General features: G+C 67.1%; 22 protein-coding genes. 14 read left to right on the top strand and 8 right to left on the bottom strand.

Features of this window, described 5'->3' with window-relative positions; genetic code table 11:
• The first annotated feature begins 35 nt into the window (after nt 1–35).
• Complete coding sequence (locus ACFXHA_RS29700; protein WP_379362259.1) at nt 36–566, top strand: hypothetical protein; 531 nt, start codon at nt 36–38, stop codon at nt 564–566.
• Between the two features lie 31 nt (nt 567–597).
• Here ACFXHA_RS29700 and ACFXHA_RS29695 read toward each other — a convergent pair whose 3' ends face one another.
• Entirely contained in the window at nt 598–1365 is a 768-nt protein-coding gene (locus tag ACFXHA_RS29695) for a hypothetical protein (protein ID WP_379362258.1), read from the bottom strand.
• Between the two features lie 80 nt (nt 1366–1445).
• Nucleotides 1446–1823 carry a DoxX family protein gene (locus ACFXHA_RS29690; protein WP_379362257.1) on the bottom strand — a complete coding sequence of 126 codons (378 nt, stop codon included), beginning with the start codon at nt 1821–1823 and terminating at the stop codon, nt 1446–1448.
• 65 nt (nt 1824–1888) lie between these two features.
• Here ACFXHA_RS29690 and ACFXHA_RS29685 point away from each other — a divergent pair, with 65 nt between their 5' ends.
• The 8 genes from ACFXHA_RS29685 (at nt 1889) to ACFXHA_RS29650 (ending at nt 8871) form a co-directional block, all read left to right on the top strand.
• Nucleotides 1889–2368 (top strand): MarR family transcriptional regulator, encoded by a 480-nt coding sequence (locus ACFXHA_RS29685; RefSeq protein WP_379362256.1) that lies wholly within the window; start codon nt 1889–1891, stop codon nt 2366–2368.
• 84 nt (nt 2369–2452) lie between these two features.
• A complete protein-coding gene (locus ACFXHA_RS29680) occupies nt 2453–2815 on the top strand; it encodes a DoxX family protein (protein ID WP_379362255.1) in 363 nt (120 codons plus the stop codon).
• A 79-nt stretch (nt 2816–2894) separates the two neighbouring features.
• Nucleotides 2895–3710, top strand: coding sequence for a PIG-L family deacetylase (locus tag ACFXHA_RS29675; RefSeq protein ID WP_379362254.1), 816 nt, complete (start codon nt 2895–2897; stop codon nt 3708–3710).
• Between the two features lie 316 nt (nt 3711–4026).
• Complete coding sequence (locus tag ACFXHA_RS29670; protein ID WP_379362253.1) at nt 4027–4983, top strand: helix-turn-helix domain-containing protein; 957 nt, start codon at nt 4027–4029, stop codon at nt 4981–4983.
• Between the two features lie 100 nt (nt 4984–5083).
• Complete coding sequence (locus tag ACFXHA_RS29665; RefSeq protein ID WP_379362252.1) at nt 5084–5914, top strand: hypothetical protein; 831 nt, start codon at nt 5084–5086, stop codon at nt 5912–5914.
• A 51-nt stretch (nt 5915–5965) separates the two neighbouring features.
• Nucleotides 5966–7102, top strand: coding sequence for a TfoX/Sxy family DNA transformation protein (locus tag ACFXHA_RS29660; protein WP_379362251.1), 1137 nt, complete (start codon nt 5966–5968; stop codon nt 7100–7102).
• Entirely contained in the window at nt 7083–7886 is an 804-nt protein-coding gene (locus ACFXHA_RS29655) for a methyltransferase domain-containing protein (protein WP_379362250.1), read from the top strand. Before ACFXHA_RS29660 ends, ACFXHA_RS29655 begins: the two co-directional genes overlap by 20 nt.
• A gap of 232 nt (nt 7887–8118) precedes the next feature.
• Nucleotides 8119–8871, top strand: coding sequence for a rhomboid family intramembrane serine protease (locus ACFXHA_RS29650; RefSeq protein WP_379362317.1), 753 nt, complete (start codon nt 8119–8121; stop codon nt 8869–8871).
• Here the strand turns inward: ACFXHA_RS29650 and ACFXHA_RS29645 are convergent.
• Entirely contained in the window at nt 8774–11503 is a 2730-nt protein-coding gene (locus tag ACFXHA_RS29645; protein WP_379362249.1) for an AAA family ATPase, read from the bottom strand. The genes ACFXHA_RS29650 and ACFXHA_RS29645 overlap by 98 nt on opposite strands.
• Nucleotides 11504–11723: 220 nt before the next feature.
• On the opposite strand from ACFXHA_RS29645, the gene ACFXHA_RS29640 reads away from it, so the two are divergent.
• Nucleotides 11724–12536 (top strand): class I SAM-dependent methyltransferase, encoded by an 813-nt coding sequence (locus ACFXHA_RS29640; RefSeq protein WP_379362248.1) that lies wholly within the window; start codon nt 11724–11726, stop codon nt 12534–12536.
• 82 nt (nt 12537–12618) lie between these two features.
• Here ACFXHA_RS29640 and ACFXHA_RS29635 read toward each other — a convergent pair whose 3' ends face one another.
• From ACFXHA_RS29635 to ppgK, 3 genes are all read right to left on the bottom strand, one after another.
• Nucleotides 12619–12828 (bottom strand): hypothetical protein, encoded by a 210-nt coding sequence (locus tag ACFXHA_RS29635; protein WP_379362247.1) that lies wholly within the window; start codon nt 12826–12828, stop codon nt 12619–12621.
• Between the two features lie 225 nt (nt 12829–13053).
• A complete protein-coding gene (locus tag ACFXHA_RS29630) occupies nt 13054–14478 on the bottom strand; it encodes an RNA polymerase sigma factor (protein ID WP_379362246.1) in 1425 nt (474 codons plus the stop codon).
• A 153-nt stretch (nt 14479–14631) separates the two neighbouring features.
• Nucleotides 14632–15390, bottom strand: coding sequence for a polyphosphate--glucose phosphotransferase (gene ppgK, locus ACFXHA_RS29625; protein ID WP_379362245.1), 759 nt, complete (start codon nt 15388–15390; stop codon nt 14632–14634).
• Nucleotides 15391–15498: 108 nt separating this feature from the next.
• Here ppgK and ACFXHA_RS29620 point away from each other — a divergent pair, with 108 nt between their 5' ends.
• On the top strand, nt 15499–16461 hold the full coding sequence (locus ACFXHA_RS29620) for an inositol monophosphatase family protein (RefSeq protein ID WP_379362244.1): 963 nt from the start codon (nt 15499–15501) through the stop codon (nt 16459–16461).
• 175 nt (nt 16462–16636) lie between these two features.
• Here the strand turns inward: ACFXHA_RS29620 and cei are convergent, their stop codons facing one another.
• Nucleotides 16637–17317: an envelope integrity protein Cei gene (gene cei, locus ACFXHA_RS29615; protein WP_379362243.1), complete on the bottom strand. Its 681-nt coding sequence runs from the start codon at nt 17315–17317 to the stop codon at nt 16637–16639.
• A 492-nt stretch (nt 17318–17809) separates the two neighbouring features.
• Between cei and ACFXHA_RS29610 the strand changes: the two genes are divergently transcribed.
• Complete coding sequence (locus ACFXHA_RS29610) at nt 17810–18112, top strand: DUF4193 domain-containing protein (RefSeq protein WP_033087954.1); 303 nt, start codon at nt 17810–17812, stop codon at nt 18110–18112.
• Nucleotides 18113–18259: 147 nt separating this feature from the next.
• On the opposite strand, the gene ACFXHA_RS29605 is transcribed toward ACFXHA_RS29610, so the two are convergent.
• On the bottom strand, nt 18260–18754 hold the full coding sequence (locus ACFXHA_RS29605; RefSeq protein WP_379362316.1) for a DUF3093 domain-containing protein: 495 nt from the start codon (nt 18752–18754) through the stop codon (nt 18260–18262).
• Between the two features lie 79 nt (nt 18755–18833).
• Between ACFXHA_RS29605 and dut the strand changes: the two genes are divergently transcribed.
• Together dut and ACFXHA_RS29595 are read left to right on the top strand one after the other, a co-directional pair.
• Nucleotides 18834–19334 carry a dUTP diphosphatase gene (gene dut, locus ACFXHA_RS29600; protein ID WP_379362242.1) on the top strand — a complete coding sequence of 167 codons (501 nt, stop codon included), beginning with the start codon at nt 18834–18836 and terminating at the stop codon, nt 19332–19334.
• A gap of 5 nt (nt 19335–19339) precedes the next feature.
• On the top strand, nt 19340–20203 hold the full coding sequence (locus ACFXHA_RS29595) for a DUF3710 domain-containing protein (RefSeq protein ID WP_379362315.1): 864 nt from the start codon (nt 19340–19342) through the stop codon (nt 20201–20203).
• Nucleotides 20204–20323: the final 120 nt, after the last annotated feature.

The following is a 20323-nucleotide window of genomic DNA, read 5'->3' as shown; positions in this document are numbered from 1 at the left end:
GCGGGTGCCACGGCACTCGTCGGCTGGTAGTTCCGATGTCGGATCGGGAGGTGCCGGGGCGGGGAAGGCTGCCGGGACCGGGCGGGGACCGGTTCGACGCGGTCGAACAATTGCGTCGAAAACTGGAAAGCCTGAAGGCGGGCGAGACGAAAGCGCCCGAATCAGAGGATGGCCCCTCGAATCTCACCCGGATGCCGCGCCGCCCACGGCGCATGTCGGAGGAAGTCAGCGAGCCTCCCCGCAAAACCTTCAACCCCGAAGTGCTGTCGGCCTACGACCCCGCGCCCACCCGGCCGGTCATGCGCTCGGAACTACAACGCGAAACCGGCTGGTGGCCGGTCGATCCCGGCCAAGCCGGTTTCCCCGCTCCACCGCCCGACCCGAACGCTCCCGGCCAGGACGGCAGCGTCATCGACCTCGGCGAAGCCCGCCGCAAACGGGCGGCCGACGCCCCCGCCGCCGGAATCCGTCGAATCGCCCGCCCCCGTCGAATCTCCTCCGACACGGGCGTCGACCCCCGCACCGAGGACGACAAGGACGACGACAGCCCCCCGCCGCGTCACTGACGGATTGTCGAAGGCACCGAGCAGCGTCTGCTCAGTTACTCGGGATCGCCGCGAGAAATGCGCCTCCGGACAAGCGGCGGTATTTCGCCGGGCCGCCACGTAGGTAGCCGAACGGTACGGATGTCGGGTAACCGGCGTCCCTCAGGTCGGCCAGTACCCCGCCCTCGGGCAGTGCTGCCGCGACGGCCGCGAGTTCGGGGTCGGGGGAGTAGCGGGCCTCGGCGACCGGCATCGGTGCGACGATCGCTTCGGCGTCGAAAACCAGGACGTCTCCGCCTCGGTGAAACCAGTCGATGAACACGTCCTCGAAGTCGAGTTCGCCGAGTTCGTCCTCGTCGAGCTCTTCGCGCAGGTCTGGGTGCCGCTCGCCCGCGGCGATCCGTACCGCCAGGTCGAGTCCCTCGGCCAGCGACTCGAACCAGTCGAGCACCGACTCGGCCACGAGTGCGGCCGAGTCGTCCTCCCAGTGCGAGAACACGCGTCCCCACGCCCCGGTCTCGGGATCGATATCGGCGTAATAGGTTTCGGCGGCCCCGTTGGTGTGCAACACCCACCACGTCCCCGCCGCCCCGCCCCGGCAGCAGCCGGGCGCGGAATTCTCGGAGTGCGTGAAGGTGATCGGATCGTATTCGTCGAACCAGATCTCACCGATTTCCTGGGCGAGCACCCGAATGTCGGCGGGAACGGGCACACCCCACCCGTCGATGGTCTGATCGCTCACCCCGGGCCCCAGCCGAACGGCACCCTCCGATGCTGCCGCCACCGCTCGCAAGCGGGCGACCACGGATGCTGCCCGCATCGTCGAATCCTCGGAACTCGGCACTCTTCCTCCCCAAATCGATTCCCCGAGAGGCTATCCCACCCCACCGACCGCAACTCCTAGCGGAAGGTGATGGATTGGATCTGTAGCGACAGGGTCGCGACGGACAAGGCGCAGAAGACCATTCCGAGATAGAACTGCGGGTTGAAGTCCTGGCTGCGGATGTGGGTGTACATCGCGCACACCCAGTAGAGGATGAGGCCGATGGCGGCGGCGGGGCCGATGAGGGGGACGCCGAGCAATCCGAGAATCAGGCCGAGGGCTCCGGCCAGCTTCAGCGTGCCGATCGGGAAGACCAGCCACGATTCGGGGACACCGAGCTTGGCCATGGGTTCCAGGATCGGTTCGATCTTCAGGGCGGCTCCGAGGCCGGACCCGGCGACGAGAACCGCGTTGATGGTGGTGACGACGACTGCGGCGGTGGAGATGGCAGACATGACCCGTTCCTACGATCGAGGTATTATATGGATCTCATAATATACTGATTCGAGAAGGATATTATATGAGTTCCGTAACACCTGAGGATTCGCGCGCTCGCCGCCGGATGGTGACCGCCGTCAAGGGCTCACTGCGCGACCTGCGCGGGCAGCTCGCCCTGCTCAACCGTCAGGTCGGTGCTCGGCTGGAACTCAAGGACGCCGATATGGACTGCCTCGACCTGATCACCGTCCAGGGGCCGATCAGTCCCACCGCGCTCGCCCGCGCGGCGCGGCTGCATCCGGCCACCATGACCGGCATCCTCGACCGCCTCGAACGCGCCGGTTTCATCGCGCGCGAACGCGCCGAAAACGACCGTCGCGCGGTGGTGATCCGAGCCGTTCCCGATCGCACCGCCGAGATCTATGCCCTGTTCTCCGGCATGAACACCGAGATGGACGACCTGTGCGCCACCTACACCACCCCTGAACTGGAACTGCTGGCCGACTTTCTGACCCGCTGCACCGAAGCCGGCCGCCGGTCCACCCAGCAGCTCGCCGAGTGACGGACCGGCGCGATACCCGGTGGGTATCGGCCAGTCGGAACAGGTCTTGGACAGCGGCAAGGTCGGAGCGGTGCAATCGAAGGCGTGGATATCGCCTACTGGATCGTCGCGGCTCTGCTCGCTGCCTTCTATCTCTACGCGGGTGCGTTGAAGATCGTCCGGACCCCGGATCAACTGCGGCCGATGATGGCCTGGGTGGACCGCCTTCCGCTACCCGCCGTTCGCGCCCTCGGCGTGCTCGAGGTGCTCGGTGCGTTCGGGTTGATCCTGCCGCCGCTCACCGGCATCGCGCCCGGGCTGGCGTTGACCGCGGCGATCGGTTTCGTGCTCCTGCAATGCGGTGCGATCCCGGTCCATCTGACCGGTAAGGATCGGCAGGTCGCGATGAATATCGTGCTGCTGCTCGCCGCGGCCGTCACCGCGTGGCTCGCGACAACGTGGGTATGACGGAATCACCGCGGCAGGCGTCGGTGTTGCTTCGTAGAGTGACGACACGGACACACTCGGCGCCGACAGACGGAGACTCATGACCGACCAGCTGACGATCATGGCCGTACACGCCCACCCGGACGACGAAGTCCTCGGCACCGGCGGGGTTTTCGCCCGCTACGCCGCCGAAGGCATCCGGACGGTCCTGGTGACCTGCACCAATGGCGAACAGGGGGATATGCCCGGCGGCATCAAGCCCGGCAGTCCCGGCCACGATCCGAACGCGGTACGGACGCAACGACTTTCCGAACTCCAGGAGTCGGCCGACCTGCTGGGCATCGAGCACGTCGAACTGCTCGGCTATCAGGATTCCGGCATGGACGGCTGGGACGCCAACCAGCACCCGGACGTCTTCTGGAACACCCCCGTCGACCAGGCGGCCACCCGACTCGCCGACCTGATGCGCCACTACCGCCCCCAGGTCGTCGTCACCTACGACGAGAACGGCAACTACGGCCACCCCGACCACATCCAGGCCAACCGCATCACGCTGGCGGCCGCCGCGGCCACCGACATCCCGGACAAGCTCTACTACACCGCGATTCCCCGCGAATCCTCCCGCGAGATGTTCGGCCTCCTGCGCGCCAAGGGCCTCCTCGACTTCGACCCGCCCGAGGACTTCGGCATCCCGGCGGACCAGATCACCGCCACCGTGGACGTCACCCCCTACACCGAGCGCAAAGCCAAAGCCCTTGCCGCCCACGCGAGTCAATCCGACAGCGTCCCGTTCCTGTCGCTACCCTCCGACATGCAGCACCTGATGTTCGGCACCGAAGTGTTCGTCCGCCACTTCAACCGCGTCGCCGCCGCTCCGCCTCAGGAGACCGACCTTTTCGCCGGCCTCCGCCCCTGATCGGGTCTGGCAGGACACATTCCATGGCAGACCAAGCGCGCTCGGCGCGACGCTGCGGCGAGCGCGCTTGGAACCATGTACACGAACCGGTCACCGCCCTTGCGGGTGATGTCCTCGCTCATGCTGCTCGGTCTTCCCCTCCTACTGGAGACCGAGAAACCTCACTCGTCGTGCCGCGTTCCGGTCGGCTGTCGAGAGCGTCTCTCGCACACTAGGTTCCGCGGAATCCCGGTTTCTACCGTTTTCCTGCCCATTCGCGGTCGTTTTCTGCCCGGTGCGAGGGCCGCGTCCGGCGTGCCCTTGTAGCCTTGTGGTGGTGCGCGATGGCGGTGTGGTCGATCCGGGATACCAGTGTGAGACCTTCTCAACCGATGAGGACGACCCCGAGGAATCCTGGTACGAGTACCTCCGTCAGCGTCAGGGCTCGGTTCGGCTGGGCTTCGGCAGCGACTTCCGTTCGGACGCTTACGCTCAGAACGTCGGCCAATTCCAGATCGTCCGATTCACTTCCGGCGCACTCGATTACCAGCGTTCACGACGTGATGTGCGATCCGACGGCGACAACAGCTATCGCCTCCTCGTCCCGCTGGAGGGTCGATTCAAGTTCGAACAGGGCGATTCCAGGGAAGTCTTCGAGCCGGGCAAGATCTGCTTCTTCCATTGGGGCCGCCCCCTGCTGATGACCCACACCGACCCGATCAGCGCGCTGATCATGACCGTCCCCGAACGAGCGATCGCTACCCGCCGCGCCGAACAAGCCGCACTCACCCTGGACCCGAACCGCCCCTTGGTGCGCGCACTCGAAACCCAGGCCCGACTGCTCGTCGAGGCCGACGGCTGGACAGCAGCCGACTTCAGCGTCGCATTCTCCAGCGCCCTGACCCTCCTCGACGGCGCCCTGAACCCTTCTCCCGCCATCGGATCCGGCAAACGCGCCCTGGACGCCGACCGCGCCCGCCGCCTGATCGAAGCCCACGCGAACGACCCCCACCTGACCCCCGCCGCCATCGCCGCGATGCTCGGCATCGGCGAACGCACCCTCTACAAAATCCTCGACAGCGCCGGCTACCCCTCCCCGGCCACCCTCCTCCGCACCATCCGAGTCGAACGCGCTCACCGCCGCCTATCGGTCGCCCTCCCCATCGACCTGGACACGATCGCCTTCGAGGAAGGCTTCCCCAGCCCCCGCAGATTCCGGGAAGCCTACCGAGACCACTACGGTCAAACTCCAGCCCAAGCCCGAGACCAACTGTTCTCCGCCGCGCAACCCTGAAGATTGCCTGACGGAATACCTGCGCATGCTGTCCGTATACCGGGGGAGCGGTTGAATGCGGGTATCGGGCAATCGGTTTCGGACTGGAGGGCGGCACCCCATGAATGCGCGGGCTTTTGCGGCGCTCGCCGTCGCGGCGGTGCTGGCAGCGGGCGGCTGCCGGGCGGCCGGGGAACCGCGCACCCAGGCTGCCATGGCGAAATGGCTGATCTCCGGGGAAGCGATCGCCTTGCTCGCGGGCGCGGGGATGCCGCAGTCCGAACTGTCCACCGACTTCGATGTCGCCTCGACCTATCTGACTGTGGGCGGCATCGACCCGGTCGAGTACGCCAAAGCTGTTCGCACGCAATCGTTCACCAGTCTCGATGCCATGAGATCGGCGCTCGACCACGGCCTGGACCAGTCGGTCCGCGCGGTCCTCTACGACAACGAAGCCTGGTCGTTGACTCCCGCCGCCGAACAACAGGACCCGGCCGGGGCGCAATCGCGCGCCGCCGAGCTCGCCCACTCCCACCACCTGCTCCTGATCGCCACCCCCGCCACCGACCTGACCCGGGTTCTCGCCCCCGGTGAGAACCCGTATGCCGCCTACCTGCGGCTCGGCATCTCGGCTGCCGCCGCGAAGGTCGCGGACGTCATCGATATCCAAGCTCAGGGCAGCGAATCCGACACTGCCCGCTACAGCGATTTCGTTCGCGGAGCGGCAGCAGCCGCCCACGCCGCCAATCCGCATGTCGTGGTGCTCGCCGGTCTCAGCACCAACCCGAGCGGACAGAGCGTCACCGCCGGCCAGCTCCGCGCTGCCGTGGACGCCACCCGCTCCGTCGTCGACGGTTACTGGCTCAACATCCCCAAGGCCGGAAAGGCCTGCCCGCGCTGCGGCACCGCACAACCTCAGGTGGCGGTCGCCCTGCTGCGTCAGCTCTCTTGAGACGCAAAATCGGTTGTGCACAGGGGCATTGGTGTGGCGTCATGGATCGCGATGAAACAGCAGCGTCCGGCTGCCGCCAGAGCGGTCACCGATGGGATGAAACTGCACCGGCACCTGGTGCGGTTGGCGGGTGGCGTTCGCACAGTGATCACGTTGCGTCCCGGCACCGCTGTTCGATTCAGCACGAACCGCTTTCACGACACCTGGCATGTGTTGTCGGACGACCACGGCGCGCAACTGCTGGCGCGGTTGCTCTGGGGCCTGTCCTACCAGGCTCGTCCCGGCACGATCGTGCTCATCGACGGCCGGTTCCTGACCCCGACCCCGTTCGACGCGGACCCGGCCGATCCCATTGTCCTCGTTCCGGGCTGGTGCACGGCGTTCGACGATCGAGTGGCTCGAGAATTGAAAAGCCGCCTGCCCCTGTCGAATCCGGAGGGCACGGTGCGCTGGCGCACCTTCGGCCTGGATCGGACCCTGGAACCAGCGGTGTTGGAAGACTGGTGGGACCGCTACCGCCACCGAGAAGAGAAGGGTCGCGTCAGCCGCCGCGGCGGACTGCTCGTCCTCGCCCCCGGCTCGCCCGACGAGTCGCGCGCATGGGCGTTGCAGGCGGCCCGCCTGGACACCGCGAACCGGTTCGGCAGCGACTACGCCTACCTCGGTCCCTGGGATCGTGGGTACGACGGTGAAATTCAGGTGTTCCGCCGCTTCCGGCCGATGGTGAACGTGGCCGCTCGCGCGCGTGCGCAAGTCCTTTCTCGCCCCGGCGTTTTCACCGGACCCGACGATCTGCGATCGGCGGTGTGGCGGGAGGCCGAATTCGTCAGAGGCGACGCTCACCTGAGAGTTCGCGAATGGCAGGGCAGCACCTACACGCTCGGACGGGAGGCCGCCGCCATGCTGGCCCACGCCGACGTGGCCACCCTCGACGATCTCGCGGAGGTCGGCTCGGTCGAGGCGTATCGCCGAATGCGTGCCGCCGACGTGCGCGGTCTCAGCCTCGAAATGCTGTGGGCGATCGAGGGCGCGCTCACCTATCGCGACCGACGCAGCATCGGTGCGGACCGTCGCCGCGAACTACTTGCCGAACTCGGTCCCCAACCCGCACTCGAACCGATCCGCCGACGCCGCCACCGAGCCCCCATCCGGCGCGTACCGTGCGGTTATGACCACCGGCCAACCTAGCGGCTTCGAGTCCATCACCGACCGGCCGCAGTACTACATCGACTTTCTCGACGAACGTACTTCCATCCCCGGCGAGCAGATGGCCAAGCGGATCATTACCGAGCTTCTCGACCTGCGTGCGGGACTCGCGGTGCTCGATGTCGGATCCGGCACCGGCACCGACACCATCGAGGTCGCCAAGGCTGTCGGCCCGGCCGGGCGAGTGGTCGGCCTCGACAAGAGCCCCGACATGGTCGCCGCGGCCCGTGACCGTGCCACCGCCGCGAGCCTGCCGGTGGAATTCGTTCAGGGCGACGCCCACACCCTCGATTTCCCCGATGCCTCCTTCGACCGGGTCCGCACCGAACGCATGCTCATCCACCTGCCCGACCCGGAAGCCGCTGTGCGGGAAATGGTTCGAGTGACCAAACCCGGCGGAATCGTCGTCGCCTCCGACATCGACGCCGGCACCGTGTTCTTCAACAGCATGAACAAACCCTTGGCGGAAGCACTCACCCAACGCCTGTCCGACGGCCTCGCCCAGGGCTGGATGGGCCGCCGCCAACAGCGCTACCTGATCAACGCCGGCCTCGAAAACGTCCGCGTCGTTCCGAACGTCATCCTGAACAGCGTCGCCTTCCTCCGAATAGTCTGCACCGGCCTCCTGACCGCAATGATCGCCGACAACACCACAACCGCCCCCGCCGTCGACGCCTTCTGGTCCGAACTCGAACAAGGCGAACGCGAAGGCTGGCTCTGCACCGGCGTCACCTGCTTCACCGTATCCGGCACCAAACCCCACTGAACCGATCCGAGAACCGCACGCCGATGGATGCCCCTCGGCAATGCCGCCGATCACGCGGCCGATCGGGCTGGCATGGCCGAAAAGTATTGTGGCCCCGCGGCTCCAGTAGCGGATGGTGCCGGTGGCTCGACCAGCACCACCGCGGCGGTGCTGAGTCCATGATTCACTCCTGTGGCGCCCGGGGCGTCGCGCAGACCGTGGATTAGCCTCAGGCGTGGATGTTCTGAAGCGTATGGGGGTGGAGCGGTTTCCGGGGCTGACTGTCGGGGTGTTCGTGGGGACGGCGGCGGTGAATGTTCTGCAGTGGCTCGTGGTGGGTGTGCTGGGACAGTTGGAGCGAAGTCCGTCGGGGTTACACAGGGATTGGTGGCGTTCGGGTACTGCATTGTTCGTGCAGGACGGTGGGTTCGGTGGTGCGCTGCTGAATCTGGTCTTCCTGCTGGTGCTGGGTACGGTTGCCGAACAGGTGCTCCCGCGGTGGCGCTGGTTGATTCAGTACTTCGGGGTCGGGCTGGGGGTCGAGTTCATCGCTTACGGGTGGCAGCCCGTGGGAGGTGGGAACTCCATTGCCGTTTGTGGTCTCGCGGGAGGGCTTGCGGTGTCGCTGTGGCACCGGGAAGAACGCTTGCCGGACTGGACGCCGATTGCCGTAATCATCTGGAGCACGGCCATGTTCGTCACCCTGTGGGACCGAGCATGGCTGCCCGCGGTCTTGGGGTGCGCGTTGCTCGTGGGTCCCGCGAAGATGCTGTCGGCCCGCAGCATCGACCTTCGTCGCCCGGTCGCGGTGCTACCCGTGGCCGTCGGCCTCGTCCTCGCCGCGACCGCGAATATTCATGGTGCAGCGTTGATTCTGGGCACCGCCGCTGCTGCGAGTACCCCCTCCGCTACAGCTGATCGAGCAGTGGGGATAGTTCGGCACGGACTGCGACGCCGAGTTTCGGGTAGGCCTTGTAGAGGTGGCAGCCGACGGTGCGGGGGCTGAGGAACAGCTGGCCGCCGATCTCGCGGTTGGACAGTCCGCGCGCCGCCAGTCGGACCACTTGAAGTTCTTGCGGTGTGAGCAGATCCAGGACCGATGCATCGCTCGGCCGACGGCTGGTGTCGCCGGTGGCGCGCAGTTCGGCGCGGGTCCGTTCGGCCCAGACCTTTGCGCCGATTCGCTCGAAGGTCTCCAGCGCTGCACGTAAACTCGTGCGCGCCTCGGTCTTTCGCCGGGCGCGCCGTAGCCATTCCCCGTACAGCAGGTCGGTGCGGGCGGCCTCGAGGGGGCGATTGCCTTTCTCGTGCAACCGGACCGCCGCGGTGAAGTGTGCCTCGGCCTGGTCGCCGGAAGCCAGCTGGGCCAGGCACCGCGCGTAGACGGCTTGGATCCAGGGTGCTCGGCTGGCGTCCGCCCAACGACGGAAACGTTCGAGCGACTCGCCGATGCGTTCGGGCTGGCCGGTGCGCAGCGCGGCGTCGACGCGCATGGGTGTGAAGAACACGGCCATATAGTGGCCGCCCATGGGACCGCGGGCAGCGGATTCGATCCGGTCCAGTACCCGGTCGTAGTGTCCCGCGCCCAGATCGAGCAGCCCGAGCGCAGTGGTGGCCAGCACGGCGGTGGCGAGCTCACCCCGATCCAGGGCGGCGGCCAGGGTCGGTTCCGCGAATTCCCGGCAGCGCTGCTCGTCGCCGGTCTGTGCCGCGCCCCAGGCGAGAATGCTTCGGAGGCCGTCCATTTGGTGATGCTGTCCGACGGAGTCGGCGAGTGCCAAGGCCTCCTCGGCGTGCACGGTGGCGTCGCGGTGATGCCCGGTCGCGTATTCGGCGGAGGCGAGATAGTGCAGCCGCATCGGCAGCATCCGGAGCGAGGACTGTGCGCGGTCCTCGGCAACCAGGGCCGTGAGCAGTTCGCGTGCCTCGTCGTCGAGGCCGACCATCATGCCCATGGCGGCTGCGTTCATGCGCTCGTCCGGGCTCAATTCGGCGGAACGAGAATGTGCGTAGGTCGCGCAGGCGCGCAGGCGGTGGAGTGCGGCTTCGTCGTCGCCACCCAGCATGTGGGCCATCCCGATCATGCCCTCGCTCATGGGGCTCGGGCCGCGGCGCTGGTGGAGCAGGTCCGCGGCTTGCTGGGCGAGCTCGGCACTGCCGACCAGAACGCCATTGCGCATCGCGTCGGTCAGCATCTCGCTCACCAGGTGGTCCGGCGCCCGGCGGGCGGCGTCGATGAGGATGCGGGTGGCCTGATGGCGGGAACCGAATTCGGATTCGACGACGGCACGCAGATAGTCGAGGCGCGGTGCGTCCGTCCCGTCGACGGTTCCGCGCGCCGCGCGGCGCACGAGACCGGCGGTGCGCTGTAGATCGCCGGCGGTCGCTGCCGCCTTGGCGGCGCAGATGAGGCGACGGGTCGCGGTGGCCGGATCCACGGTCATGGTGGCCGCGCGTTCCATCGCCGCGGCCGCGAGCGCATGGTCCGCACGGTCGGATGCCCGGCGTGCCGCGGTTTCGAGGGCCGTGGCGATGTCGTCGTCGGTTCCGGTCGCGGCGCGATGCCAGGCCCCGCGATCGGCGGCGGCGGGGCAGCCGCACGCCGTGAGTGCCGCGGCCAGCGCGCGATGCGCGTCGAGCAGGCGGTGCACCGGGGCGGCACCGAGCACTGCCGCGCGCGCCAGCGGGTGCCGGAAGGCGAGCTGATCTCCTTGTCGCACAATCAATCCGGAGTCCTCGACGGCGGCCAGCTCGGCGTGGCCGGCGTCGAGGGCGGCCGCTGCGGCCAGCACGATCTCGAGGCGGCCGGTCTCCTCGACGGCCGCGATCAGCAGCAGGTCGGTGGCCGCCGCGTCCAATTGTGCGGCGCGCCTGCCGAATGCGGTCTGCACCCGGGCGGAGACCGGCAGCGTGGCGAGGTCGTAGGTGCCGGTGGGCGCGCGGCCGGTACGTTGCTCGGTGCTCAGCACGGACGGCAATTCGACCAAGGCCAGCGGATTGCCTTCGGTTTCGGACAGCATGCGGGCGCGTACCGCCGGCGCGAGTTCCGGATACCGCTCGTCGAGCAGGGCGGCCGCGGCGGCGGGATCGAGTCCGGTCAGCTCCTGGGTGGCGAGGGTGGTGAGTCCGGCCGGATCGCGGGCCTCGCCACGCACCGCGAACAGCAGGAGCACCCCCTCATGATGCAGCCGCCGGGCCGCGAAAGTCAGTGCCTCGGTGGAGGATCGGTCCAGCCATTGGGCGTCGTCGACGAGGCACAGGACCGGTCCGTCCTCGGCGAGTTCGGCCAGCATGGACAGTACGGCGAGGCCGATCAGGAAGCGGTCGCCGGTCTCGGCCGCGGCCAGGCCGAACGCGCCGCGCAGGGCGGCGGCCTGTGGTTCGGGCAGGGCGTCGAGGCGATCGAGGACCGGGCACAGCAGCAGATGCAGTCCGGCGAAAGGCAATTCCGCCTCGAGTTCGATTCCGGCCACGCGAATCACCCGCAGTCCGCCGGCTTGCGCCGCGGCGTAGTCGAGCAGGGCGGTCTTGCCGATGCCGGGCGGTCCGGTCAGCACCAGCGCTCCGCTGCGGCCCGCGCTCGTCTGCGCCAGGAGTCGATCGATCAGCGCCAACTCTTCCGCACGCCCATGTAGCACTCGACGGACCCTACTTAACCGACATGACAGATCAAGGACCAGTCGATCGACTGAATCCTTTCACCGCATCCCGCAATAGCGTTCTCACCAGCTAATTCACACCGAATACAGGAGCTGGCATGTCCCCGAATTACTCGCTGGGCGAACGCGATCGACGGCTGTCGCCACCACAGTGCTGTTCTTCGCGGCGGCCTGCTGATCAACCCACAAGGAACTCGACATGCAACGTATCCGTCTGAACCTGAATCAGCTGGAGGAAACCCTGCTGATCACGTTGTGGGCCAAGGCCCTCGACAGCAAGCTTCCCGTCCCGATGCTCGGCGACACCCACTCCGCGGAAATCGCGGACCGCATCGACTACGACTTCAGCACCTTGAAGATCAAAGACAGCCTGACCTACGAGACAGCCCTTCGCAGCCGAATGCTGGACGACGCCGTGCGTTCGTTCACCACCGCCCATCCCAACGCGGTGGTAGTCGACCTCGGCTGCGGCCTGGATCCCCGAATGATCCGCTGCCACCCACCCGCCGGAATCGACTGGTACGACGTCGATTTCCCCGAAGTCGTGGCACTACGCCCCCAATTCCTCCCCGAGTCCACCCATCTCATCGGCGCCGACATCACCGACCCCGACTGGCCGGCCGACATCCCACGCGACCGCCCAGCCATAATCATCGCCGAAGGCCTGATCCCCTTCCTCCCCAGCGACTCATTCCAGCTCCTGACCCGCACTCTCACAACACATTTCACCACCGGCGAAATCGCCCTGAACGGCTACACCCGCTTCGCCGCCTGGGCAATGAAATACCACCCCACCATCAAAGCCCTCGGCATCAAAGCCGCCACCGGATTCGACGATCCACGCATACCGGAAACCTGGAACACCGGCCTCACCCTCATCGACGAGGACTTCCTCACCCGAGCCCCACAAATCGCCGCCTGGCCTCAACCCCTCCGCGCCCTCACCCGCGCCATGTCCCACAGCACCACCCTCTCCCGCCAGGGCGCCCGAATCCTCCGCTACCACTTCTGACCCGAAACGATCGCCTCAACGCTCACCGGTCGCCGCTGACGTTCGTAATCGATCAATCGTTCGGCAGTGCCCACATTCCCCATCACCATGGTGAGCAATTCGCGATAGTTCTCCTGGGACGGAGCCGGATCCAACCGAGCTCGGCAGGGTCGGCGACGGTGATTTCGCCCCGCACCACCGTGTAGCGAGCGGTGACATCGCTGTTGACGACCACCGCCACGATTCCCAGCACCACAGCACCGGCGAGCGGAATACTCGCAAGCGCAAGCTTCCTCTTGACGGACATCGCCATAACCCGCGCCCGAAGGTTTTCGCAGTTTCGCGGTCGGCGGGGGTGTCTGTCAGTGGAAGGCATCTGGTCGGGTCCGGATTAGTCGAGCATGTCGATCGCTCGAACCCGTAGCTCTACACCTCGGTCGAACTCGATGAACTTCTCGTAGAACTCGGACCATTCGTCAGTTGAAAAAGCGATTGGGCCGCCGAGCGGGAAGCTCGGCGGCCCAATGCGAATGACCTTCTAATCCAGGTAGTCCCGGAGCACCTGGCTGCGGCTGGGGTGGCGCAGCTTGCTCATTGTCTTGGATTCGATCTGGCGGATTCGCTCGCGGGTGACGCCGTAGACCTGGCCGATTTCGTCCAGGGTTCGGGGCTGGCCATCCGTGAGGCCGAAGCGGAGACGCACCACGCCTGCTTCACGCTCGGAGAGCGTTTCGAGGACCGACTGGAGTTGGTCCTGCAACAGGGTGAAGGAGACTGCGTCGACCGCGACGACCGCTTCGGAGTCTTCGATGAAGTCGCCGAGTTGCGAGTCGCCTTCGTCGCCGATGGTCTGGTCCAGGGAGATGGGCTCGCGGGCGTACTGCTGGATTTCCAGCACCTTCTCCGGAGTGATGTCCATTTCCTTGGCGAGCTCTTCGGGGGTGGGCTCGCGGCCCAGGTCCTGGAGGAGTTCGCGCTGGATGCGACCGAGCTTGTTGATGACCTCGACCATGTGCACGGGGATGCGGATGGTGCGGGCCTGGTCGGCCATGGCGCGGGTGATGGCCTGACGGATCCACCACGTCGCGTAGGTCGAGAACTTGTAACCCTTGGTGTAGTCGAACTTCTCGACCGCGCGGATCAGACCGAGGTTGCCTTCCTGGATCAGGTCCAGGAACGCCATGCCGCGGCCGGTGTAGCGCTTGGCCAAAGACACCACGAGTCGCAGGTTGGCTTCCAGCAGATGGTTCTTGGCGCGGTTACCGTCGCGCATGATCCACTGCAGGTCGCGGCGCGACTGCACGGGCAGCTTCTCGCCCTTGTCGGCGAACTCGCGCAGCTTCTCCGTGGCGTAGAGGCCGGCCTCGATGCGTTTGGCGAGCTCGACCTCCTCCTCGGCGTTGAGCAGCGCGACCTTGCCGATCTGCTTGAGGTAGGCGCGGACCGAGTCGGCGGAGGCGGTGAGCTCGGCGTCCTTGCGGGCCTGGCGCAGCGCCTCGGATTCCTCTTCGTCCCAGACGAAGTCACCGGAGGCCTTGTCCTTCGCCGAGGGTTCGTCGGCCTCTTCGGCCTCCGCGCCCGCGGGGGTGACAACGGCAGGGGTCGCGGCCCCTTCCTCCTCGTCGTCCTCGACCTCGTCGACGATTTCTTCCTCTTCGAGGTCGTCCTCGTCGATTTCGAGATCGTCGAGGTCCTCGTCGAGTTCGATCGCTTCGTCGTCGAGGGCTTCTTCGCCCTCGCCACCCTCGGCCTTGGGCGAGGCCTTCTTGGCCGCCACCTTCTTGGCGGTGGCCTTGGTGGCCTTCTTCGCGGCGGTCTTCTTGGCCGCGACCTTCTTTGCCGCGGCCTTCTTGGCCGGGGCCTTCTTGGCGGCAGCCTTCTTGACCGGCCGTGCTTCAGTGGTGTCTGCTGAGTCGGCGGCTTCGGCCGAATCGGCGGTCTCTCGGGTATTCGTGGCTACCACGTACGCCCTTTCGTGACGGTCTCGTGCGGCGTCACGCCAGAGTGATCATCCGGCGGAGCGGTTCTGTCGGGGGATATACCGGCTCTCGTGCCGGTGTCGGTTTCCGGCTCACCGCCGGGCATGTGTTCCATTGTAACGATCGAACCAGCTTACTTATGGTGCGATACCGGCTGACACCGCCATGGCTGCTCCGACGATGCCCGCGGTGTTGCGCAGCGCGGCGGGCACCACGGGGGTTCTGTTGGTGAGCAACGGAATCCATTCCTGGTAGTCGCGGCTGATGCCGCCACCGGCCACGAAGACGTTCGGCCAGAACAGGTTTTCCAGCGTGACCAGCACTTTGGACACCTCGCGCGCCCATTCCTCGTAGCTCATGCCGACCCGATCCTTGACCGAGGCGGCGGCCCGGTGCTCGGCCTCACGGCCGTCGACCTCGAGGTGCCCGAGCTCGCTGTTGGGCATGAGCACACCGTTGTACATCACGGCCGATCCGATGCCGGTGCCGAAGGTGAGCAGCATTACCAATCCGCTGAGATCCTTTGCCGCGCCGTAGCTGTCCTCGGCCATGCCCGCCGCGTCGGCGTCGTTGAGGACGGTCACCTCGCGGCCGCCCAGCGCGACCGAGAACAGGTGCCGCGCGTCGATGCCGACCCAGGTCTTGTCGATGTTCGCGGCGGTGCGGATCTGGCCGTGCAGGACGACGCTCGGCATGGTGATGCCGACCGGGCCTTCCCAGCCGGATTGGGCGACCAGTTTGGCCACCGCCTCGGCGACCGCGTTGGGGGTGGCCGGATGCGGGGTCGCGATCTTGATGCGGTCGTACACGAGCTCACCGGTCGCGAGATCGACTTCGGCCCCCTTCACGCCGCTGCCACCGATATCGATGCCGAACGCGTGCCCGGGATCGGACATGGACCACTCCTCGTTCTCCAGTGATTGCCGGAAAGTCGCAGCTCCCCGGCCCATGAGCTGTGTCGTGCACGACAAGCCTAATGCGCGGGATGCCGGATCTGTGCTGCGATGGAGCTCGTGCCGGAATCGAATTTCACCACCCCTGTCCCCGCCGCCGTCAATACCGATGCCACCGCCGCCAGCAATGCCGACACTTCGGACATAGCCGAACTGCGCCGCGTCGCGGTGTATCTCGCCGAGACCGCCGCCGCGCACGTACGCGCGCGTCGGCCCGAGGTCTTCGGGCCGGACGCGAACGAGCCGGATGCCGTGCAGTCCAAGAGCACGCCCGTCGACCCGGTCACCATCGTCGATACCGAGACCGAGCAACTGGTCCGCAAACTCGTGGCGGAGCTGCGCCCCGGCGACCTCGTGGTGGGGGAGGAGGACGGCGGCAGCCTGACCGACGATCCCGATCTCGTGCACTGGGTGGTCGACCCCATCGACGGCACCGTCAACTTCGTCTACGGCATCGCCTCGTATTCGGTGTCGGTGGCGGCCGTGCGCGGCGGCAGGTCGGTGGCGGGTGCGGTCGCCGACGTGGCGCACGCGGTCACCTACAGCGCCGGGCTGGGCCTGGGCGCGCATCGCGCGGACTCGAGCATGGACGGCACCGCTCCGGGCGGCACGCCGATCGCCTTGGGCGCCAACCCCGTCGACACGGTGGCGATGGCGTTGGTGGCGACCGGCTTCGCCTACGCGACGCCGCGCCGCACCCGCCAGGGGCAGCTGGTGGCCCAGGTGTTGCCGCATATTCGCGATATCCGCCGGTTCGGTTCGGCGGCACTGGATTTGTGCGCGGTGGCGGAGGGTCGCACCGACGCCTATTACGAGCACGGGCTGAATCTGTGGGACTGGGCGGCGGGCGCGCTCATCGCGACCGAGGCCGGGGCGCGCCTGATTCTGCCGCCCGCGCCCGACTCGCCGGGTGCGGCAGGCGATTTGGTGTCGGCCGCGGCGCCCGGCATCGCTGACGAACTGTTCGGTCTGTTTGACCGTTTGGACGTCACCACCCCTATCCCGGTTTCGTGACAGGGGACTGAACGGCTTCCGAGCGCGCGAGCTGTTCGGACGAAGCATGCAAAAGGAATCGCCGCGACCGAGAGGTCGCGGCGATTCTTCTGTCTCGATGATTCTGTTGTGTTGTGCCGGTACGGGTTTCGCGAGGGCCCGCGGAATCAGAGCGGCGCCCCCGCGAAAGAGATAATCAACACTTGGCGTGTCGCGCGGCTTCCAGCAATTTCGGGTCGATGGCCGGTGCGGTGCCGGGCGTCGGGTTCTTGAGCGACTTCAGCACCTCCTCGGCATCCGTACCGGGCCGCAGGTCGCGGAACAGCGTGCCGAGCACCAGATCCACCGTGTCGTCCTGGCGCTGATCCTCGATCAGCTCGGCACACGGCATGACCAGCTGCGTCGCGGCCGCCGCGGAACGCCCGTTCACGCCGAACCGAATCTGCCCGGTGCACTCCAGATCACCGTTCACGTAGACCGGGTCGTTGCCGATCTGCACGTCCGGTGCGCTGGCGAAACCGAGATCGCCCAGCTCGGAGGCCACGTGCGCGGCCTGGCCGCGCTGGTTGTTGGCATTGAAGACACGCACCTTCGAGGAGGCGAGAGCGGCCGGCTCCACATCACGTAACTGCGACGCCGACACCCGCTTACCGAGCGGGGCGGGCGCTGCCGCGGAGGTGCTCGAGGCGGGGCTGGGCGAGTTGCAGGACATGGCGCCCTGATCGCTCTCGGTCGTGGTCAGCGCCTTGAACCAGACGCCGACACAGATGAGAGCGATGACACCCACCATGGCCGCCCAGGGCTCCCAGCGACGCCGAATGAACGGCCGTCCGCTCTTCGGATCGGTCGAGTTACCTTGGGTGATCAGTGAAACCACGCCCACACTCTACGAAAACGTGCGGGCGGGTGCGTGCAGGGCCACGGCAAGTCGGGCATTCGGTGTGGCGCGCGCCGCGGGAATCAGACCGGGCCGCAGCTGGTTCCACCAGGTCCGGACGGTCGCCATCAGGTCTCGGAGGTTGCGAGGAAGATCTCGGAGCGTTCCCTCATCGGTGACGATTACCCCTCAGTTTCAACTCGCAAGGGTTTTGATTGCGACTTTTGTCCCGGGGTCCGCTATTGTCTGGCGGCCCAGATCGTACAACCAGGGTGAAACTGGGGATCGATTTCGGGAACAACAAGGGCATGTCCTGCGTTGACCGAGCGCGATCCGGTGCGGATGAGGAGTATCCGGCTCGGATCTGTGACCGGTGTACGCGTGACGTACACCACGGGCGGGGCGGCACTCCGACCCGATCCGGCTCCGCGAGGAGCCGGTGAGGTGGGTGCCGGTCCGGGATATACGGAGTAAGGACGAGGGGAAGACGAGATGGCAACCGACTATGACGCACCGCGGCGCAGTGAATCCGACGAGGTTTCGGAGGACTCGCTGGAGGAGCTGAAGGCTCGCCGCAACGAAGCCGCGTCCGCCGTCGTGGATATCGACGAATCCGATACCGCGGAATCGTTCGAGCTTCCCGGCGCGGACCTTTCCGAGGAGGTGCTTTCGGTCCGTGTGATCCCGAAGCAGGCCGACGAGTTCACGTGTTCGAGCTGCTTCCTGGTGCACCACCGCAGCCGACTGGCCAGCGAAGCCGGCGGTCAGCTGATCTGCATGGACTGTGCCGCATAAGGCCTGACAAGGCCGCGTAACGCACTGTCTGTGCAGGGGATCCGAAGGATCCAGAGGATTCCGACAGCCCGCGCTCGGTTCGCCGAGCGCGGTCCGGAACCGGCCGCGCAATTCACGACCGGTCCCGTCGGAACAATTTCGGCAGGATCAGACCTGCTCGGCCGCGTTCTTCAGGCCCATGGCGGCGATGATCTTTTCCGGATGGCGAGTACTGACCAGCCAGTACGGCGTCGGATCGTCCGGATCGTCGAGCACCAGCAACACCATCGGTCCTACCCAGGCCCGATGCTGAACGAACGCGGCGGGGTCGAGCTGGCGACCCAACGCCGCGCTTTTCGCACTGGTCGGCACCGGTGCCGCGCGTTTGACGAAGGTCGCGGGCAGGTGGGCGCGATCGGTGCGCAGCTCCGGTACGCCGTCGGCGTCCGCGGCCACTTCCACGCGATGGCGTGAGAACCACACCAGCACCCAGGCCGCGATCGGGAACAGCAGCACGTACGGCAGCCAGGCCCGCACTCCCGGTGCGCCCATGTGGATTTCGGCTGCCAGCAGCCCGGTCACGACGAGGGCGACGGGCACCCACCACCACGGCACCCAGAGGCGCTCGGTGTAGAGGGGTGCGGTCTGCTGCTTAGGTTCCATGGTCACCTGAGGGGGCTGGTCGGACACGACATCAGACTAGGTCAATGACTCACGAACCGAACGCGTAGGCTCGGCCCACGTGACCGGTATTCCACCTATTCCCCTGCTGCGGCTCGATCCCGGCATCCCCGTACCGACGCGTGCCCATGAAGGCGACGCGGGCGTGGACCTGTGCACCACCGAGGACGTCATCATTGAACCGGGGGAGCGGGTGCTCGTCGGTACCGGCATCGCGGTGGCGCTCCCGATCGGCACGGTCGGTTTGATCCATCCCCGTTCGGGTCTGGCGGCCAAGGCGGGGCTCTCGGTCGTCAATACCCCCGGCACGGTCGACGCGGGCTATCGCGGTGAGATCAAGGTGTGCCTGATCAATCACGATCCGCGGGCGGCCGTCGAGCTCCGGCGGGGTGACCGGATCGCCCAGTTGCTGGTGCAGAAGGTCGAATTGGTGGACTTCGTGGAGGTGGAGACCCTCGACGAGACCGCGCGCGGCGCAGGAGGATACGGATCGAGCGGTGGGCATGCGAGCCTCGCCGCGACGTCCGGTGGGGCGGGTCAGGCGACCGGCAAGGAGGCATGACAATGGTGTTCGGACGTAAGAAGAACAAGGGCGGCGACAACGCCGACGAGGGTCGCTACGACGACGAGTACACCGAGTACGACGAGTACGAGGACGAGTACGACGAGTACGAGGAAGCCGACGACGTCGCGGGCGAATTCGACACCGCCAACTTCGCGCCGGTGACCGTCCCCACCAAGTCGGGCCCCTACGACTACGAGAATGTCGCCGATCGGCTCGAAGCCATTTCCGAGCAGCGCCTGGACCTGGGCTCGGTCATCGTGCCGGTGCCGCCGGGCGGGCAGCTGCAGGTCGAGATGACCCCCGACGGCACCCCGCAGGCGGTGCACCTGGCCACCCAGCACGGCCGGATCACGGTGGCGGCCTACGCCGCTCCCAAGACCTCGGGCCAATGGCGTTCGGTGGCAGCCGATCTGGCCGAGACGCTGCGCAAGGACGGCGCGCAGGTGTCGGTCGTGCAGGGCCCGTGGGGTCGTGAGCTGCACGCCGTCACCCAGGGCGCGGATCTGCGCTTCATCGGCGTGGACGGTCACCGCTGGATGGTTCGCCTGGTCGCGGCCGGTCCGACCGGTGCGGCCGACGACAATTCCCCGCTGGTCGCCGCCGCCCGCGCGGTGCTCGGCGAGACGGTTGTCCGCCGCGGCGACGAACCGCTCCCGGTTCGTGAACCGCTGCCGGTGGTCCTACCCCAGGAGCTGGCCGACCAGCTCGCCGCCGCCCACCAACAGCAGCTCGCCGCCCAGCAGCAGGCCGTGCAGGCCCAGATGGCCGCCATGCAGGGCGGCCCGGCCTTCCAGCCGGACCAGCCGTCGGCCGAACCGCGCCGCGGCGCGGAAGGCTCGGCCATGCAGCAACTCGGCCTGAACTGACCGACCGGTCCGGGACGGACCACCCAGCCCGTATTCGGTCGTAAGACAAGACAAACGGGGCACCGCCAGTGTGGCGGTGCCCCGTTTCGCTATGAGCGCAATGGCCACGCGCCCGGTCGG

The sequence above is a fragment of the Nocardia sp. NPDC059240 genome (assembly GCF_042753865.1).
GTDB lineage: Bacteria > Actinomycetota > Actinomycetes > Mycobacteriales > Mycobacteriaceae > Nocardia.
Note: the sequence above shows the minus strand (reverse complement) of the source record. Positions and strands in the feature narration are given on the sequence as shown.

Coding starts and splice junctions, on each gene's coding strand:
- ACFXHA_RS29700 (WP_379362259.1), top strand. CDS start 36: ATGTCGGATCGGGAGGTGCCGGGGCGGGGAAGGCTGCCGGGACCGGGC.
- ACFXHA_RS29695 (WP_379362258.1), bottom strand. CDS start 1,365: ATGCGGGCAGCATCCGTGGTCGCCCGCTTGCGAGCGGTGGCGGCAGCA.
- ACFXHA_RS29690 (WP_379362257.1), bottom strand. CDS start 1,823: ATGTCTGCCATCTCCACCGCCGCAGTCGTCGTCACCACCATCAACGCG.
- ACFXHA_RS29685 (WP_379362256.1), top strand. CDS start 1,889: ATGAGTTCCGTAACACCTGAGGATTCGCGCGCTCGCCGCCGGATGGTG.
- ACFXHA_RS29675 (WP_379362254.1), top strand. CDS start 2,895: ATGACCGACCAGCTGACGATCATGGCCGTACACGCCCACCCGGACGAC.
- ACFXHA_RS29665 (WP_379362252.1), top strand. CDS start 5,084: ATGAATGCGCGGGCTTTTGCGGCGCTCGCCGTCGCGGCGGTGCTGGCA.
- ACFXHA_RS29660 (WP_379362251.1), top strand. CDS start 5,966: ATGAAACAGCAGCGTCCGGCTGCCGCCAGAGCGGTCACCGATGGGATG.
- ACFXHA_RS29655 (WP_379362250.1), top strand. CDS start 7,083: ATGACCACCGGCCAACCTAGCGGCTTCGAGTCCATCACCGACCGGCCG.
- ACFXHA_RS29650 (WP_379362317.1), top strand. CDS start 8,119: ATGGGGGTGGAGCGGTTTCCGGGGCTGACTGTCGGGGTGTTCGTGGGG.
- ACFXHA_RS29640 (WP_379362248.1), top strand. CDS start 11,724: ATGCAACGTATCCGTCTGAACCTGAATCAGCTGGAGGAAACCCTGCTG.
- ACFXHA_RS29635 (WP_379362247.1), bottom strand. CDS start 12,828: ATGGCGATGTCCGTCAAGAGGAAGCTTGCGCTTGCGAGTATTCCGCTC.
- ppgK (WP_379362245.1), bottom strand. CDS start 15,390: ATGTCCGATCCCGGGCACGCGTTCGGCATCGATATCGGTGGCAGCGGC.
- ACFXHA_RS29620 (WP_379362244.1), top strand. CDS start 15,499: ATGGAGCTCGTGCCGGAATCGAATTTCACCACCCCTGTCCCCGCCGCC.
- ACFXHA_RS29610 (WP_033087954.1), top strand. CDS start 17,810: ATGGCAACCGACTATGACGCACCGCGGCGCAGTGAATCCGACGAGGTT.
- ACFXHA_RS29605 (WP_379362316.1), bottom strand. CDS start 18,754: ATGGAACCTAAGCAGCAGACCGCACCCCTCTACACCGAGCGCCTCTGG.